Annotated in this window: 13 protein-coding genes; 9 read left to right on the forward strand and 4 right to left on the reverse strand. The window is 50.6% G+C overall.

From position 1 onward, the window contains the following. Nucleotides 1–57: 57 nt before the first annotated feature. Nucleotides 58–414: a HesB/IscA family protein gene (locus tag AC5JLP_RS16690; protein ID WP_496069056.1), complete on the reverse strand. Its 357-nt coding sequence runs from the start codon at nucleotides 412–414 to the stop codon at nucleotides 58–60. A 327-nt stretch (nucleotides 415–741) separates the two neighbouring features. On the opposite strand from AC5JLP_RS16690, the gene AC5JLP_RS16695 reads away from it, so the two are divergent. Beyond that, a complete protein-coding gene (locus AC5JLP_RS16695; protein WP_496069057.1) occupies nucleotides 742–2,373 on the forward strand; it encodes a DUF6930 domain-containing protein in 1,632 nt (543 codons plus the stop codon). Between the two features lie 40 nt (nucleotides 2,374–2,413). Here the strand turns inward: AC5JLP_RS16695 and AC5JLP_RS16700 are convergent, their stop codons facing one another. Continuing rightward, nucleotides 2,414–3,343 carry a Sll0314/Alr1548 family TPR repeat-containing protein gene (locus AC5JLP_RS16700; protein ID WP_496069058.1) on the reverse strand — a complete coding sequence of 310 codons (930 nt, stop codon included), beginning with the start codon at nucleotides 3,341–3,343 and terminating at the stop codon, nucleotides 2,414–2,416. Between the two features lie 429 nt (nucleotides 3,344–3,772). Between AC5JLP_RS16700 and AC5JLP_RS16705 the strand changes: the two genes are divergently transcribed. The 5 genes from AC5JLP_RS16705 (at nucleotide 3,773) to AC5JLP_RS16725 (ending at nucleotide 8,102) form a co-directional block, all read left to right on the forward strand. Beyond that, entirely contained in the window at nucleotides 3,773–4,447 is a 675-nt protein-coding gene (locus tag AC5JLP_RS16705) for an ABC transporter ATP-binding protein (RefSeq protein ID WP_496069059.1), read from the forward strand. A gap of 19 nt (nucleotides 4,448–4,466) precedes the next feature. Next, nucleotides 4,467–5,423, forward strand: a complete 957-nt coding sequence (gene rsmG, locus AC5JLP_RS16710) for a 16S rRNA (guanine(527)-N(7))-methyltransferase RsmG (RefSeq protein ID WP_496069060.1) — start codon at nucleotides 4,467–4,469, stop codon at nucleotides 5,421–5,423. A gap of 64 nt (nucleotides 5,424–5,487) precedes the next feature. Next, a complete protein-coding gene (locus AC5JLP_RS16715; RefSeq protein WP_496069061.1) occupies nucleotides 5,488–5,694 on the forward strand; it encodes a DUF4258 domain-containing protein in 207 nt (68 codons plus the stop codon). Nucleotides 5,695–5,788: 94 nt separating this feature from the next. Continuing rightward, on the forward strand, nucleotides 5,789–6,031 hold the full coding sequence (locus tag AC5JLP_RS16720; RefSeq protein ID WP_496069062.1) for a YgiT-type zinc finger protein: 243 nt from the start codon (nucleotides 5,789–5,791) through the stop codon (nucleotides 6,029–6,031). Between the two features lie 175 nt (nucleotides 6,032–6,206). Beyond that, nucleotides 6,207–8,102, forward strand: coding sequence for a M48 family metalloprotease (locus AC5JLP_RS16725; protein ID WP_496069063.1), 1,896 nt, complete (start codon nucleotides 6,207–6,209; stop codon nucleotides 8,100–8,102). 91 nt (nucleotides 8,103–8,193) lie between these two features. Here the strand turns inward: AC5JLP_RS16725 and AC5JLP_RS16730 are convergent, their stop codons facing one another. Together AC5JLP_RS16730 and AC5JLP_RS16735 are read right to left on the reverse strand one after the other, a co-directional pair. Beyond that, nucleotides 8,194–9,582: a DEAD/DEAH box helicase gene (locus AC5JLP_RS16730; protein ID WP_496069064.1), complete on the reverse strand. Its 1,389-nt coding sequence runs from the start codon at nucleotides 9,580–9,582 to the stop codon at nucleotides 8,194–8,196. Between the two features lie 209 nt (nucleotides 9,583–9,791). After that, the gene (locus tag AC5JLP_RS16735) at nucleotides 9,792–10,514 is read right to left on the reverse strand and encodes a pentapeptide repeat-containing protein (RefSeq protein ID WP_496069065.1); all 723 of its coding nucleotides are present in this window, start codon (nucleotides 10,512–10,514) and stop codon (nucleotides 9,792–9,794) included. Nucleotides 10,515–11,148: 634 nt separating this feature from the next. Between AC5JLP_RS16735 and AC5JLP_RS16740 the strand changes: the two genes are divergently transcribed. The 3 genes from AC5JLP_RS16740 to AC5JLP_RS16750 all read left to right on the forward strand — a co-directional run bounded on the left by AC5JLP_RS16740 (nucleotide 11,149) and on the right by AC5JLP_RS16750 (nucleotide 15,392). Beyond that, on the forward strand, nucleotides 11,149–12,054 hold the full coding sequence (locus AC5JLP_RS16740; RefSeq protein WP_496069066.1) for a hypothetical protein: 906 nt from the start codon (nucleotides 11,149–11,151) through the stop codon (nucleotides 12,052–12,054). Nucleotides 12,055–12,478: 424 nt separating this feature from the next. Further along, complete coding sequence (locus AC5JLP_RS16745; protein WP_496069067.1) at nucleotides 12,479–14,041, forward strand: peroxidase family protein; 1,563 nt, start codon at nucleotides 12,479–12,481, stop codon at nucleotides 14,039–14,041. Nucleotides 14,042–14,459: 418 nt separating this feature from the next. Further along, a complete protein-coding gene (locus AC5JLP_RS16750) occupies nucleotides 14,460–15,392 on the forward strand; it encodes a WD40 repeat domain-containing protein (RefSeq protein ID WP_496069068.1) in 933 nt (310 codons plus the stop codon). Nucleotides 15,393–15,404 lie beyond the last annotated feature (12 nt).

The raw sequence follows: 15,404 nt of genomic DNA on the forward strand, positions 1-15,404 counted from the left end.
TTTTAGTTGTTAGCAAATTGGACTAAAAACTAACCACTGGCCGCTAGCAACTGTTCTTTACGCAGAGAACGATTTGCCACAGCCGCAGGTTTGCTCGGCATTGGGATTGGTAAATTGAAAGCCACCACCAATCAAAGCATCACTATAGTCCAGCACCAAACCATAGAGATAGAGCAAGCTTTTTGGATCGCACACAACTTTGAAGCCGTCGTAGTCATAGACTTCATCCGTTGGCTGAATATTAGCAGCATCCTCAAAGTTCATGGTGTAGGACATGCCAGAACAGCCGCCACCCCGAACACCGACACGCAGGCATAAATCCTGCCCTTGCTTCTCCCGAAGCAGTAGAACGTGCTTCAGAGCGGCATCTGTCATGAGAATGCCCTGCTGTTGCGATTGCGCTGTTTGCGTCATTGCTCGTAAAGCTCCTTGCCAAAATCCAGTCTTAAACGTGCAGACTTCTGCCTCCATACTATCAGGGATAAATCACACCTGGTTATCCACGTGAGAGGATAGACAACTAGCAGGGACAAGCGATTTCTTCTAACCTGGAGACTTAACGCATCGCCATCTCGTTGTTTGTACATTGACTGCAAGCAGACCTCTTTACACAAACCGATGGAACCACGATCGGCATCGGGTTAGTTAGTGTTTAAGATGGGTATCTGTTGAACTTTATGCTGCGGCTCACTGTTGCCTACGTTTAGTCGCTCTTTCTAGCATCCACTGCTGCTAATTTTTATGACTGCGCTCAACCTCTCAACTCGTCGTCGCCTGAAGCAACTACCGCAAATTGCTAGTGTTTGGGAAGGCGATCGCCGCCCATTGGTCACTGGCATGCCATCGAATAGCGACTGGACAGATGCGGGCAGCGAACCACAGCCAAATGGTGAATGTATCTTGTGGGTCGATGGATCGCAGGGCATGGTGCGGGCAATGGATGTAGTGACTCCAGATACGGGGCCAGAAGCGGTTGTTCGCGCCCTCCTGCGGGCAATGGAGTATCCCCATAACCCCAACAGTCCTGCGCGTCCGCAAAAAATTGTGGTCAGCGATCGCGAACTGCTGTTCTATCTGCGCGGGGTGCTGCAAGATCTGGACATTGTGCTGGACTACGTGCCATCGTTACCGCTCATTGATGAAATTTTTCGAGGTTTTCAGGAAGCGGTTAGTAGCCGTCCACCCCAACTGCCGCCACAGCATGCGGATGTCTTACCCGATCGCGCGATCGACATTTGGCACGATGCTCCTTGGGAGGTGCTGGCCGACCATCAAATTGTGGCGATCGAAATCAATCGCTGGGACTTAACCACGCTCTATGCCTCTGTGATGGGCATGTTGGGGATGGAGTTTGGGGTGTTGTTCTATCGTTCGCTCGATTCTCTCAAGCGCTTTCGGCAACGGGTGTTAACCAATGAATCACTCGAAGCAATGGAAGAGGCGTTTTTGGGACAAGATTGTCTCTTTGTCACCTTCGAGAGCGATCGTGACGAGGAAGACGATATTGACCTCTCGACCGTGCCAATCGGCGCGATCGAACCCGTCTTTGGCAACTTGCATCCGTTGGAAGGGCTGCGATCATTCTTATATGACGAAGAAGCGGCTGCCCTACTGGTGGCGTTAGAAGCACTTCACCGCTTTCTCCGTCAACATCACACTAAGTTCGAGCACAATGCGTTTCCAACCGTGAGTAGCCGCTACCGCATTCCGTTGCCCGACGATGAAACCGAGAAACCAACACCCGTTTCGATCAAAGTTTCCACGATGCCTGAACTTGCCGCTGAGTTGCTAGCGATGGCAGATGCTGAAGAAAGCGGCAGTACTGATGCCCCGGTTGTGCGAGATGATCTGGTGCCAGCCAATGCGTTTCTCAGCTTGGGGGTTGTGCCGTGGGATATGCTGGACGTTTTGCGATCGGGCACCGCAGAACATCACCAACTGCAAGAGGTGAAAGCGGCGGGAGATGGGTTTCCGGTTGTAATGATTCAAACCTCACGCCCCAAAGCCAAAACGTTGATTGAAGCGCTGAAAGCAGCGGGTGGACTGCAAGCTATTTGCTTTAACCCAGGGGCAGACCCGCTGGGGAGCGAACGCTACGATTTGGGGTTATTTCAAACTGGGAACGGTGACTTGCACCTGTTTGGCGAGTTTGGCGATGGCGATCCGACCCACACGGCTGCCCGCAAAAAGTGGGATCAGCGCTGCAAGAAAACCCACGGCTGCTGCGGCCTGATCATTGCTAAAGGGCTAACCGGAGCCAGCCGAGGCAATCCCCAATTCAAGGACATGGTGGCACTCTTTGAAGCCCGATCGCTGACTGCAAAAGATCTGGGGTTGGGCACGCTCCAACTTCAGGTAGCAGATTGGCTCTAAGGGACGATCGACGCAAAGGACGATCGTCCTTCAACGCACACTATTGCCCCGCATTCACCAGGCGATTTTGCGCTCTAGTGCGTTCCTTGTCAATTTGCTTAATTAAGCCCGGTGGCAATTGCTTTCTTTTCGTCAGTGCTTTGTCAAAATATGCCAGACTACCGCGATTGTCACCCTGACGCACAAGAATCTGGGCTTTCAAGTACAACACATCGGGGTTGTTTGGAGTAGCCTTGAGTGCGCTATCAACGGCTGCCAGGGCTTTAGCAGGTTGGTTCAAATCCCGATAGCCAAGCGCGAGGCCGCGATAGGCAAGATAGCGTGGACTTGCGTATTTATCCAATCGATTAATGGCATCCGTAGGACTGGAAAACGGCAGATTGAGAGAGACAAATAAGTCGATATAGCCCCGCAGCAAGTTTAATTCTGGGTCGCTAGGATCAACTTTTTCGGCATTATCCAGGTACTTAAAGGCTTGCTGAATTTCGCCCAATGCTTGAGGTGTGCCCTTCACGGTGCCGTCTTTACTGAAAATATAAGCGCTTTGCAGAAAATGCCCCACTGCCTGGTAAAGATTACCGCGCAGAGGGTCTTTTGCAACTAAAGAGAGGGCTGTTTCACGCGTCTCAGTGGCATCGTCTCTAAACTGATCTAGCTGAGCGGCTTTTTGGCTATCATCCCGTTCGCCTTGCCATTTGATGAAAGCTAGAGAGGCTCTCAGAGCATAAGTTAGCGGATCGCTCGGATCTGCTTGCTGAGCGTACTTGTCGGCTGCAATGTAGTCTCCTTGTTCAAACAAGCTTTTAAACGCTGCCTCGGTGCGATTATCAATAGCTTTGGGATTCGTCGTCCGAAACGGATCTTTTGCCAGGGAAGGACCCGCCCACAGGCTTAGCGAAACGATCGCCGCACTAACAAACTGTAGGCGGCGTTTGGGGGCATGCGAATGGATAAACAACTGAGCAGGCATAACGTTCCTGTTAATCAAGTTCTAGAAACAATACATTCAAGAAAATACATTCAAGAAAGAAATGACGGCTGGGAAAGAAATCCCGTTGAGAAGTCAATAGTAACTTGGAACCAAGTTCGTTAGAGTGATAAGAACAACCCTTACTAAAGAATCTGCTGCCGCTTGAGAACACTGTGCTGAAAACACTGATTGTGCGAAGCGTTTGATGGAGTGGGTAGAGTGCCGTTCAGTCAGGTAAGGATGGTGACGCAAGTTCTGGAAACAAGTTCCAGAGGTAAGCTCCATTCGCGGCTTAGGGATTTGCGTGAAAATAAATTCCCTCTGATGCGTTACGGTTAACACCTAACACATCCTACTGCTGGGACGTTATTAAGTATCAAATCGCTTAGCACGATCGATTGTTTCTTTATCTTTCACCAGCCAAACGGAATGCTTCAGCTCAGAAACCTGTCCTACCATCCACCTGCAAGCCATACGGCTATTTTGAACGCTATCAACCTTCAGATTGCACCCCAGCAGTTGGGCCTGATCATTGGCCCCAGTGGGTCAGGCAAAAGTACGCTCTTAGAGATTCTGGCAGGGCTGGCAGAACGGACCAGTGGCGGCGTTTTTTGGCGTGACCAGGAACTCATTCCACTCCAGCTACAGCAGCTTAGCGGTCTGGTGTTTCAGTTCCCTGAACGCCACTTTTGCGGCAGCAGCATCCTAGAAGAACTGCGCTTAGGGCATCCAGAACTCACGAGCGATCGCATTGAGCAAGCCCTGGCTGAAGTAGGGTTGACTCATCTTCCCCTGCGTACCTCTCCTAACGCCCTCAGTGGTGGACAACAGCGCCGCCTCGCCTTTGCCGTTCAGTTGATTCGCCAGCCTCACATCCTTTTGCTCGATGAACCTACCGCTGGCTTAGACTGGTCAATGCGGCAACAGTTGGTTGGGTTGCTGGCAAAGCTTAAAGCTCACTGGAGTCTACTTGTCGTGTCTCACGACGCAGGTGAGCTGGTAGATATTGCTGACCAATGCTGGACGCTGAGCCACGGTGAATTGACCGCTGTGCAGCCAGAGGAGCTAAAGCAGCGCACGAAAAAGCCGCAGGTAGCGATTTAGGGGAATTGGGGAGAGGGGCATGAGGGAGCAAGGGGAGCAGGGGGAGCAGGGGGAGCAGGGGAGTCTTACACTTGATTCGCGATCGTCCCTCCTACCCAGCATGGAGGCACTGTGGCAATCGACGCTAAGTTGGCAACCCAACGAGCAGCAACAAGCGCAGTTTCAGCAGCTTTATGACCTGACGCTGGCGGGAAATCGTCAGTTCAACTTGACGCGTATTACAGAGCCAGCGGAATTTTGGGAAAAACATCTGTGGGATTCGCTGCGAGGAGTGCGACAGTTTTGGGGGCAGGAGCCAGAAGTCAGAAGTCAGAAGTCAGAAGTCAGAGAGCAAGAGGACGGTTCAACTCAAAACTCAAAACTCTCTAGCGTTCGCGTAGCGTGTCCAACGGACTCAGCGGCGCAAAGCGCTACTCAAAACTCAAAACTCAAAACTCAAAACTCTTTTAAGATCATCGATATCGGCACTGGTGCTGGCTTTCCAGGTTTGCCTGTGGCGATCGCCCAACCCAATTGGTCGGTCACGCTGCTGGATGCGACGCGCAAGAAAATCGTTTTTATCGATCAGGTCATTGCTCAGTTAGAACTTGCGAATGTCAGGACGTTAGTAGAGCGAGTCGAGCAGGTTGGACAACAAAAACACCAGCGGGAAAGCTATGATTTGGCGCTCATTCGAGCCGTAGCCGCTGCCCCTGTTTGCGCTGAATATGCACTACCCCTCTTGAAGGTTGGCGGTATAGCCGTGCTTTATCGAGGACAGTGGACAGAGGCAGAAACCATTGCTCTGGAGTCTGCGATCGCAATCTTAGGTGGCAAAATTGACACAATTGAAGCCTTTACAACTCCACTCACTCAGGGCGATCGTCACTGCATCTACGTGAAAAAGATTGCATTGACACCGAATGAATTTCCACGTGCGATCGGCATTCCAGCCCAGAAACCGCTTGGGTCGCAAGATACTACTGAGGGCGCATAAGTCAGTAGATGTGACCTGCTTTCTCGATCCTTTTCGTATTGCTCCAATCTCGCCGTAGATTTCTGTGCCGCGTAACGACATTGACCGCATTAGGGAGAAAATCAGGCTTCGTCAGTACGATATGTCAGCCCACTCAATGGAAGAAATGGCTGAGGATATGCTGACTATACTGGACGTAGAAGCGGCTATCTTGAGCGGTCAAGTTATTCGAGTTGAAAAAGATGACCCTAGGGGAACTAGATATGTGGTTGTGGGAACAGCGATCGGTTAACAAACACCTGTTGGTATCGTTGGACGGTTTGCTAGCAACGGGCGTTATCTGAATCATTACAGTTTATGAAGTCACTGAGCTTGAGATTTAACCTATGTATGGCTACAGATGTGAGTGTTGCGAAGGAACCGTTCAACCTCGCACTGTCAAGCGGGAAGCATTCAAACACAAAAATGGATTCGTCATTCTTGAAGACGTGACGATTGGGGTCTGTGATACCTGTGGCAATCGGTACTACTCGGCTGACATTCTTCATGCCGTTCATGCGATCGCCACTGGAGCAAAAGCACCTGAACGAACCGAAGCAATTCCTGTTGCTCATTTAGAATCGGCATAGATAGCGCGATCGGCATTCTGACGCAGAGACCGCTTAGTTTGCAAAGTGCCACTGAGAGTACGTAAGAGACGATCAATAGTAGGGTAGGCACTACCCACCCTGCTTCTACTTCTTGTTGCCTTATCTTCTCCTATGGGCATTTTAGAGATAAGCAACCAACGGGGGAAAATTAGTGATGTTGTGGAATAGAGAGCGTTACGAAACACTCATTCAGCAATTAGAAACACATGCCAATCGCCATCCGGCAGTCTACCGTCTGCAAGTGAGGCTACTGGCTGGGCTGGGATATGCTTATCTTTTTATCATTCTGGCAGGTTTAATTGGTCTATTAGTAGGTTTGTTATGGCTAATCGTAAGTACTCAAAACGTCGGTAGAGGTAGTATTCAAAGCATAGTCCTCTTAATTTTTCTTTTAGTTATTATTCTGCAATCGCTATGGATTAAATTTCCACGTCCTAATGGGCTTAAGTTGGAGCGATCGCATTTTCCTCATTTGTTTGGACTCATTGATGACCTTACCTGTAAGCTCCAAGTTCCAACGATCTACCATGTTTTGCTAACCGATGAGTTTAATGCATCTGTTTGTCAAGTCCCACGATTAGGCATTTTGGGTTGGTATGAAAGCTATCTCATCCTGGGGTTGCCTTTCATGCAGGCAATTTCACCAGATCAATTTCGGGCTGTTCTTGCTCATGAATTTGGGCATTTATCTGGCAACCATTCTCGATTTGCTGGTTGGATTTACAGAGTACGTGAATCCTGGCTAAATGTTTTAGACCGATTACAAAATGGCGGTAATCATGGCTCAACCTGGTTCTTTAAACCTTTTTTTAATTGGTACGCGCCGTTTTTCTATGCTTATTCCTTTGTGTTAGCCCGCCTGGATGAATATGAGGCAGATCGCTGTGCTGCTCAACAAACAAGCCCCCAACAAGCTGCCGAAGCACTCTTGAACATAGAACTGCAAAGTCAAAAATTACATTACTACTGGGAAAACGTTTACGAACAGGTTGAGCATCAGATTGAGGTGCCCGCAATGGTTTATTCCCAACTGTTGTCTCATTTGAAAACACCGATTGAATCGAACAATTATCAAACCTGGTTAGAAACTGCTTTCGCCCGAAAAACAAACCTCGCAGATACGCATCCCTGTTTGCGCGATCGCCTCGCTGCACTTGGTTACCCTTCCGATTTTCCCAAACGAGTGCACCTACCTATGCCTGTTGCAATCACTGCTGCCGAGAAGCTGCTGGGCAGACAATTAGAACAATACGTAACGCAATTTGATCACAATTGGAAGCTAGCTTCAGAAGCTCCCTGGAAACAGCAACATGTCTATATTCAAGAAACTCGGCAGGCAGTTAAGCAACTCATGCAGAAATCTGAAGTGACACCGCTGACGAGCGATGAAGCATGGGAACTATCTTGTTACATCAATAAGTTAGATGGTTCCAAAGCAGCCTTGCCCTATTTTGAAGCAGTCATTAAGCTCAATAATAGCCATGTTGCAGCTAACCGAGTCTATGGAACCTTACTACTAGCTGAGGGAAATTTTACTGGTATTCAATATCTTGAAAAAGCTGCCGCTCTCAATCCGAAAATTGCTCCTGATTGCTACGAAACAATCTATAATCAACTACATGAGCAAGGCAAACTAGAAGAGGCGAAAGCTTTCTTGCTTAAGTGGAAAAAGCACAGTAAAGTTGCTAAAACTATCGAAAGAAAGCAATTCAGTATTAGCCCTAGAGATCATTTTAAGCCTCATGGGCTAGGAGAAGAAGTTGTTAGTCATCTGTGCCAGCAAATAGCTCAATATCAACAGATCAAGGAAGCATACCTTGTTCAAAAAGTTGTCAAAGAATTGCAAGATTTACCAACGTATTTTCTAGTAATTTGGTACGAATTCACTTTTAGCCAAAACCTAACTGGCGAACCGTCTATTGATCAAGTTCAACAAAAGCTGACGAACGAGATCAGTTTTTTAGGAGGAGAATATTTTTTGACAATCCAAATCTCCTCGCTGAGAGGCAAGCTTCGTAAGATTCCTGGCTCAAATATCTACAAGCGGTAGTTTGAAATTAATTTGTAGGGTGGGCACTGCCCACCCTACTTTTAGATAACAACTAACAACCAACAACCAACAACCAACAACCAACAACTAATCAGTGTCTTCCACTAGGACGACGGGAAATGGGCGATCGTGCACTCGATCCACCATCCGCATGATGTACAGTACGAGGCTTTGGAGCGGGATGGGGCGATCGAGAGGGAGCGCGATCGGGGCGTTTGCTGCGAGAGGCTTGTCCGCGCTGTCCGTTTTGGATCGGTTCTGGCTTGGCGTGGGGATTTGGCTCAAAGCCTGGAACAATTTCTCTAGGCAAGGGCTGTTTGATGAGGCGTTCAATATCGGCTAGCAACTTCAGTTCATCGACGCAAACTAACGAAACCGCTTCGCCTTCCGCACCTGCGCGACCTGTACGACCGATGCGATGAACGTAATCTTCAGGGACATTTGGTAACTCAAAGTTGACGACGTGAGGCAAATCGCTGATGTCAATGCCGCGTGCTGCAATATCGGTAGCGACTAATACCTGCATGCTACCGTCTTTGAACTTTGCGAGGGCACGGGTTCTAGCCGCCTGACTTTTGTTGCCGTGAATGGCTAGCGAAGGGATGCGATCTTCAGTAAGCTGTTTGACCAGGCGATCGGCTCCATGCTTGGTGCGCGTAAACACCAGGACTTGAAACCAGTTGTGTTCTTTGATGAGATGCGTGAGCAGGTGCCGCTTTTGCTCACGATCGACGGGATACACTTTTTGCGCAACGGTATCAGCCGTCAGTTGACGACGCTCGGCCTCAATGATGGTAGGGCGATCGAGCAAGGTGGAGGCAAGCGCCTTGATATCGCCAGAAAACGTGGCAGAAAACAGCAAATTTTGCCGTTCTTTCGGCAACAGTCCCAGAATGCGACGAATATCGCGGATAAAGCCCATATCCAACATGCGATCGGCTTCATCCAGCACCAAAATTTCAATGCGCGATAAATCGACGGTTCCTTGCTGAACATGGTCTAACAACCGTCCTGGGGTCGCTACCAGAATGTCCACACCACCTTTCAAGCGTTGAATCTGCGGATGCATCCCCACGCCGCCAAAAATGGTCATGGAGGTGAGCCGCAGATACTTGCCATACTCACGCACACTTTCTTCTACCTGGGCGGCAAGTTCACGTGTGGGCGCGAGAATGAGCGCTCGGATGGGCGATCGCTTGCGAGGTTGACTGATCTTTGCGGGCAAGCGTCCGTTGGATGAGGGGCGATCGCTCCCACGATTGTCAGGAGAAGCTGTATAGCTGCCTTGCGACAAGAGGTGCAGAATCGGCAAGGTAAAGCCAGCGGTCTTGCCTGTACCTGTTTGAGCACCCGCCATCAGATCACCACCCGATAGCACCGCCGGAATTGCCTGTAATTGAATGGGGGTTGGTTCGGTGTAGCCGCGCTCAGTGACAGCACGCACGATCGCATCGGACAGACCGAGGTTTGAAAACGACATAGAGCTCCAGTAGTAGCATCAGCCCCCGCCGTTTGCAGCGTCAGTCTTAGGCGGACAGAAATCAACGTTGAAGGGCTAACAAGGCAGTGACGCTAGGACTGGAAGCGAATGCCACAGCTTTGCATTCTAGCAGAGTGCCGCCACTTGCGGTTGAGCCAGTACCGAACCCCAAATAAGCCCCTCCCGTCACCGAGGTTTCCAATGTTGAATCAATAGGGAACGGTGCCTTGATAGCTGGTGCCATCGGGCATGATGGCCCAATCTAACCGCGCGTTGGACAGGTTGGTGCCGTTCAAGTCGGCATCTTTGAGATTGGCGTAGCGGAGATCAGCCCCGCTCAAATCTGCGTTTTTCAAGTTGGCGTTGATAAGAATGGCACCATATAAGCTGGCATTTTGCATCTGGGCGTGCTCAACGCTGGCGTTTCTCAGATTGGCATCCCGTAATTCTGCCTGCTTTAGCGTGGCATCCTTCAAATTGGCTTGGGAGAGGCTGATGTTTAACAACTGGGCTTGGCTCAGGTTGGCCCCGCTCAAATTCGCTTGGCCTAGATCAGCCCCCTGTAAGTTGGCTGCTTTAAGGCTGGCTGCACTCAATTGCGCCCCTCGCAACGTGGCATTGATCAGCTTCGTTTGGCTCAAATTCGATCGTGCGAGGTTGGCTTGGCGAAAATTGGCTCGGCTTAAATCCATGCCGCTCAAATCGATGCCGCTTAAATTACAGCGAATGCAGGTTTTCGTTTGCAAAAGCTGGGCTGAAGTCGTCGCTGACTTATTAGCGTTTGCAGTCGCGGGGCGATCGTTTTGCTCAACGCGATCTGACACTGATACTTCAGCAGCCACAGGAGGCTGTAGCGCTTGCCGAACTTTGACTGCGCTGAAGAGACAGGTTGTGAGTAGTGTGACAGCAATTAAGAGTGTTCTCAGATTCATGAATTTTGGTCAAGCCATTGTGAAGCAATGCATCCGGTTAATAGCGGCGCGTTACTGATACTATTCGCGCTTAGCCCCCTGCACCGGGACGAGGTGCTTAAAGTTTCAGTAAATCCACGGTGAAAAGACTGTTGAAAGCTTAGCGTGCGGGTTAAGAAGTGTATGTAGCCACTGTTTCTTAGACCATTGACCTGGATGTCGCAACTGCCCATGAGTGCGTCACCCCAAATGTCTAGCCGCAGCAGAGCGAAGGTTCAGTTAATACATCGGTGCTTTAACGGACAGTTCAGGGATGATCACATTCACTCTGTAGATTCACCAGTCTGTAGGTTCACTAGTCTGTAGGTTCGTCAGTTTACGGATTTATCAGTCTTAATTAGGACTTACGCAAAAGCGGTCATCCTTCGCCCCCTGGCCCCCAATTCATAGCCCTAGCGGGCATACCCTTCGGGAAGCAAGCTACAAGAAAGGGGGGAACCGAGCCAATTAAAGCCCCCAGCATTGGGGGTTGGGGCAAATGCGTAAGTCCTACTTAAGTTTCAGAGCCGCGATCGCCTGAGCGTGATCAATTTCAAGGTTGCACTACCGCTCTCCAGCACGTTAAAGAAGCCTTTTGCCCCTTGGAGCGGTAAAGATGAATAGTTCTGCCTTTGAGAAAGTTTTATTGTCCGCTATCCTCACCTCTTGTACCGTCTTCTCGGTTTCAATGGTGGCCTTTATTCCACGCCGACCACAACCCATCACGGTTGAGCCGCCCGATCGCATCGAGTCCACTGAACAAATTAATCAACGCGATGTGGTGATTCGGCATATTGGTATGTCGATCGTGATTAGCGTTGGAACTGGCATTACAACGGCAGAACTGCTTCGCAAGTGGGGGCGATCGCGGGAAGCTTCTCTCTCAGGTCAGCAAGGGTTTAGTGCCCAGGCCATGCTACAGGCTGTTGCCCCAAACCTCGCGCCCGATCTGGCTCTGGCAGGTGATGGGTTTACCACATCCCTGAAGAGTATGACCGAAGCAGATCACTGGTCAGTCGAGCAGCAGGAGTTGCATCAGCAAGCTGTGGCGGTGATGGCTCCTGATCGCGCTGATGGTTTAGAGCAACCAGAACTACCGCTGTTTCTCTTCCAGCCTTCTGCCGTCCCCCTGCAAAGTGAAGATGTCAACTGGTTTCAACCCTTTTTGCCTGATGTGGCTCCGCTCGACTCTGTACCCGACTCGCCATTAGAGACGATCGACGAGCAATCCACTGCATCGCGGTTGCTGTCATCACGCGAACAGTACCAGACCTGCCGGATTGCTTCACCAAATGCATCAGAACGGGTGTTAGCTATCCTGTTTGATGAGCAATACTACCGCTTTGTTAAACTCACGAGCGATCGCACGCAGGCACTCCGCATAGCGCAACGGGTTGATCAGCGCGGCGAAGCAACGGTCATCACGGCAATGGGCGATCGCTATGCCATCTGGTCTTTAGAGCCAGAAGCGCATCCGGCGGCGATCGACTCGGAGATGGCGCTTTCGACCTTGATGGCGTAGAAGGACTGCGGGTAGCGGGTAGGTGAGCGCAGTTTCGCGATCATTTTTCCTTCACACATCGTTAACAAGAGGCGATTGCATAGGACAAAACATGCCATCAGGCGACTGATTCGGTTAAGCGAGCGGAATCTATACCCTTTGGCAGGCAACGGATATACCATTTCCCTTTCATTGAGCTACAGATGAGGTACTCCAACCAGCGATGCTACGCAGGTTCGGTCGCTCAAAACTCTCTAGCTTGTCGGCGCAAAGCGCTACTCAAAACTCAAAACTGGTGTTACTGGGGCAGATGACAACCTCAGGCTCGATTGTCGCGCTAATATCGCCGCCCAAGGGAAAATACCCCCAACGGGTACCATCAACTTTTTGGGAGGTCGTTTAGGCTGTCTTCGTAGCCAAACTAGAGTTCTTTCTAGAGGAAATTATGTCATCACCACAACACGGCTTTAGCGTTCGTAACGGAGACAACACGCCTCAGGGCGCTTTTGCAGAGACAGGCAAATTCGGCAGGATGTTCCCGGAACTACCCGCCTTTACACCGTCGATCGACAGCCTGGTAGCGCTGGGCAATGCCATGATCGACGATCGCACCGATCCGACTGAGCCACAGAGAGACCATCCCGATGGCGATAATCGCAATGTGCCAGCCGGGTTTACATATTTGGGGCAGTTTGTTGATCATGACCTGACCTTTGACCCCACCTCATTAAAAGAGAAGCGGGTTGATCCGCAAGCCGTCGTCAACTTCCGCACGCCTGCGCTGGATCTGGATAGCGTTTACGGGTCAGGCCCAGATGATCAACCTTACCTGTATCAGCTCAAGGACAAAGAGAAGTTCCTCATTGGTAAAAACGAGGCCAGTAATGATGCTAACGGTCCGCTGAATGTCAAAGGCGACCATGATATTCCTCGCGCCCCCAGCACGATCGCCTTGTTAGGCGATCCGCGCAATGACGAGAACCTGTTGGTAGCGCAGACCCATCTGGCGATCCTGAAGTTCCACAACAAGATTGTCGATGGACTCAGAGATGGCTCGATTCCCCGGAAAGCTGCGATCAGCAAGACCATCTTTGAAGAAGCCAGACAGCTAGTAGTTTGGCACTATCAATGGATTGTGGTATTTGACTTCCTCGATCGCATTCTTGACCCCAACCAGGTCAACAAAGTGCTGAATGAGGGGCGCAAGTTCTATAAGTTCAACACCTTTCCGTTTATCCCCGTGGAGTTCTCGGTGGCAGCGTACCGTTTGGGTCACAGCATGATCCGTAGTTCCTACGACTACAACCGTGTCTTTACCTTCAAGGATATCTCTCCCAACAGCTTCGTCCCAGCCTCGCTCGGTTTGCTGTTTAACTTTACGGGCAAATCCAGACGCATACCGCCCCAAGGTCCAGGATTGGAAACCCTCTTGCCCACTAACTGGATTGTGGATTGGCGACGCTTCTTTGACATTGATCCAGCCGTGCCAGTGAACCACTCTCGCAAGCTTGATCCCTTCCTCGTCAATCCGCTGAAGGATATTCCCAATCTCCCGAACGTGCCAAACCTTCAGCCTCCTACATCGCTTGCGGTGAGAAACCTGCTGCGGGGACGTAGTATGGGGCTACCGTCTGGTCAGAGTGTGGCACGCTTCATGAATCTCAAGCCCCTGAGCGCGAGTGAGATTGCGTCGGGTTCAGATGGCGCAGTGGCAGCACGGTTTGGCTTTGATAAGGAAACACCCCTCTGGTACTACATCCTTAAAGAGGCACACGTACAGCAAAAGGGCTTGCGCCTGGGTGAGGTGGGTAGCCGCATTGTGGCCGAGGTCTTTTTGGGTCTCTTTGAGGGCGATAGCGATTCATTCTTTGTGCGCAATCGTCAATGGAAGCCCACGCTGCCTGCTAAGGTGCCAGGAACGTTTACAATGGCTGACTTGATCCGGTTTACGGGAGAGATTAGCGCGATCGATGGTCTCGAAGCTCCTGTCCCCCCTCCTGCTCCCTAACATCACGATCGCAACGGTGATTGTGTAATGAGATAACCGTGAAGCGGACTGGAGTCACCTCTGGTCTGCTTCGCGTTTTTGGGAAGCAGAAGGTGGGAATCAGAAGTCAGGAGTTCAGGAGCCAGTAGCAGTATACATTCTGATTCCTAACTTTCCAAGCCTGCTGTGTGCTGCCTTTGAAAATCAAGTTGGTCTCGTATCAAACGCTCAGATGACATGTGGCATAGCAGTATTGTTCGCATCGGCACACCACAATGCTTGCGAAAGGTCAAAGCGGCTTCTGGCTGTAAAAACCAGCAGCAGCAAAATTCCATGCCATCATGCAGAAAGACGATCGCAAGGCAATGTCTGGTGAATGATCATGTTGAGCCTGCAAAGGATGCAGCCGTTTTAGGCAAGCGTAACAGGGTGGCTGAAAATGCTTGTTGTGTTGGGCGGTATGGAGGGATTGCAGCAACGCCTGACGCATGCATCAATTGAGGATAAGTTACGCGCGATCGCTGAGGCAGACGCTTACGGGGATGATGGCCTAGCCTTGCTGCTGCCACTGCTGGAGCATGACTCTGTACGCTTAGCGGCGGCAGCGTATGACGTGCTGCGTGAAGCAGACTCGCCTGACCTGCAAAGCCAGCTTGTGGCACACATCCCCTATGAAATGTTTGAGTGCCTGCACAAACTGCCCGTCCAGTCTTCCGCAAAAACACATCTCTTCATCAGTCCAGACAGCCAGAAACTGATTTTTGTCTTTGAACACGGCAACATACAGGTGTTTGATCTGCATTCTGGCAAGCAACATTCAGACTTACAGGGCGACTGGAACGTAAAGGAGACCATTACGGCGGCGGCCCTCAGCCCAGACGGCACGATCGTGTATGTGGGCGGCAGCAACGGCAGCTTTCGAGCGATCGCACTGACAACTGGAAGGGTGGTGCGATCGTTTCCGACTCAAATCCCCGCGTTTGGCAGTCTTTCCATCAGTCAAGCAGGACGCATTCTCGTGGCCTCGGTTGCCCAAGGCTACGGTCAATGCTTTGAACTGTGGGATGTGCAAACCGGAGAACGGCTGCAAACCTGCCAGGAGGCGTATCCCATTTCCAACATGTATCCCACCGAAGAAGCGCTGGTGCGTAATTTTTTGAAGGGCGGAGCACGCAATGGCTATCAGTTCTCAGTTGAGGATGTTCGTCGTCGAGTTGTCTTTACGGAAGGGGGCAATCATTATTACTACCAGCTTGGCGATCGACGTGCTACGCATGACACAGAGCACGCTAAACCTCTACCGCCACTCAACATGGAGCGTCCTGATATTGATGTATATCAGACAGGTCAGCTTGTGCGATCGATGGATTGAGTGCGATCGCCG

The organism is Stenomitos rutilans (genome assembly GCF_059505485.1).

Excerpts from the sequence above, each read along its gene's own strand:
- AC5JLP_RS16700 (WP_496069058.1), bottom strand. The coding sequence starts at position 3,343 with ATGCCTGCTCAGTTGTTTATCCATTCGCATGCCCCCAAACGCCGCCTA.
- AC5JLP_RS16750 (WP_496069068.1), top strand. The coding sequence starts at position 14,460 with ATGCTTGTTGTGTTGGGCGGTATGGAGGGATTGCAGCAACGCCTGACG.
- AC5JLP_RS16725 (WP_496069063.1), top strand. The coding sequence starts at position 6,207 with ATGTTGTGGAATAGAGAGCGTTACGAAACACTCATTCAGCAATTAGAA.
- AC5JLP_RS16740 (WP_496069066.1), top strand. The coding sequence starts at position 11,149 with ATGAATAGTTCTGCCTTTGAGAAAGTTTTATTGTCCGCTATCCTCACC.
- AC5JLP_RS16690 (WP_496069056.1), bottom strand. The coding sequence starts at position 414 with ATGACGCAAACAGCGCAATCGCAACAGCAGGGCATTCTCATGACAGAT.
- AC5JLP_RS16735 (WP_496069065.1), bottom strand. The coding sequence starts at position 10,514 with ATGAATCTGAGAACACTCTTAATTGCTGTCACACTACTCACAACCTGT.
- AC5JLP_RS16705 (WP_496069059.1), top strand. The coding sequence starts at position 3,773 with ATGCTTCAGCTCAGAAACCTGTCCTACCATCCACCTGCAAGCCATACG.
- AC5JLP_RS16720 (WP_496069062.1), top strand. The coding sequence starts at position 5,789 with ATGTATGGCTACAGATGTGAGTGTTGCGAAGGAACCGTTCAACCTCGC.
- AC5JLP_RS16730 (WP_496069064.1), bottom strand. The coding sequence starts at position 9,582 with ATGTCGTTTTCAAACCTCGGTCTGTCCGATGCGATCGTGCGTGCTGTC.
- rsmG (WP_496069060.1), top strand. The coding sequence starts at position 4,467 with ATGAGGGAGCAAGGGGAGCAGGGGGAGCAGGGGGAGCAGGGGAGTCTT.
- AC5JLP_RS16695 (WP_496069057.1), top strand. The coding sequence starts at position 742 with ATGACTGCGCTCAACCTCTCAACTCGTCGTCGCCTGAAGCAACTACCG.
- AC5JLP_RS16745 (WP_496069067.1), top strand. The coding sequence starts at position 12,479 with ATGTCATCACCACAACACGGCTTTAGCGTTCGTAACGGAGACAACACG.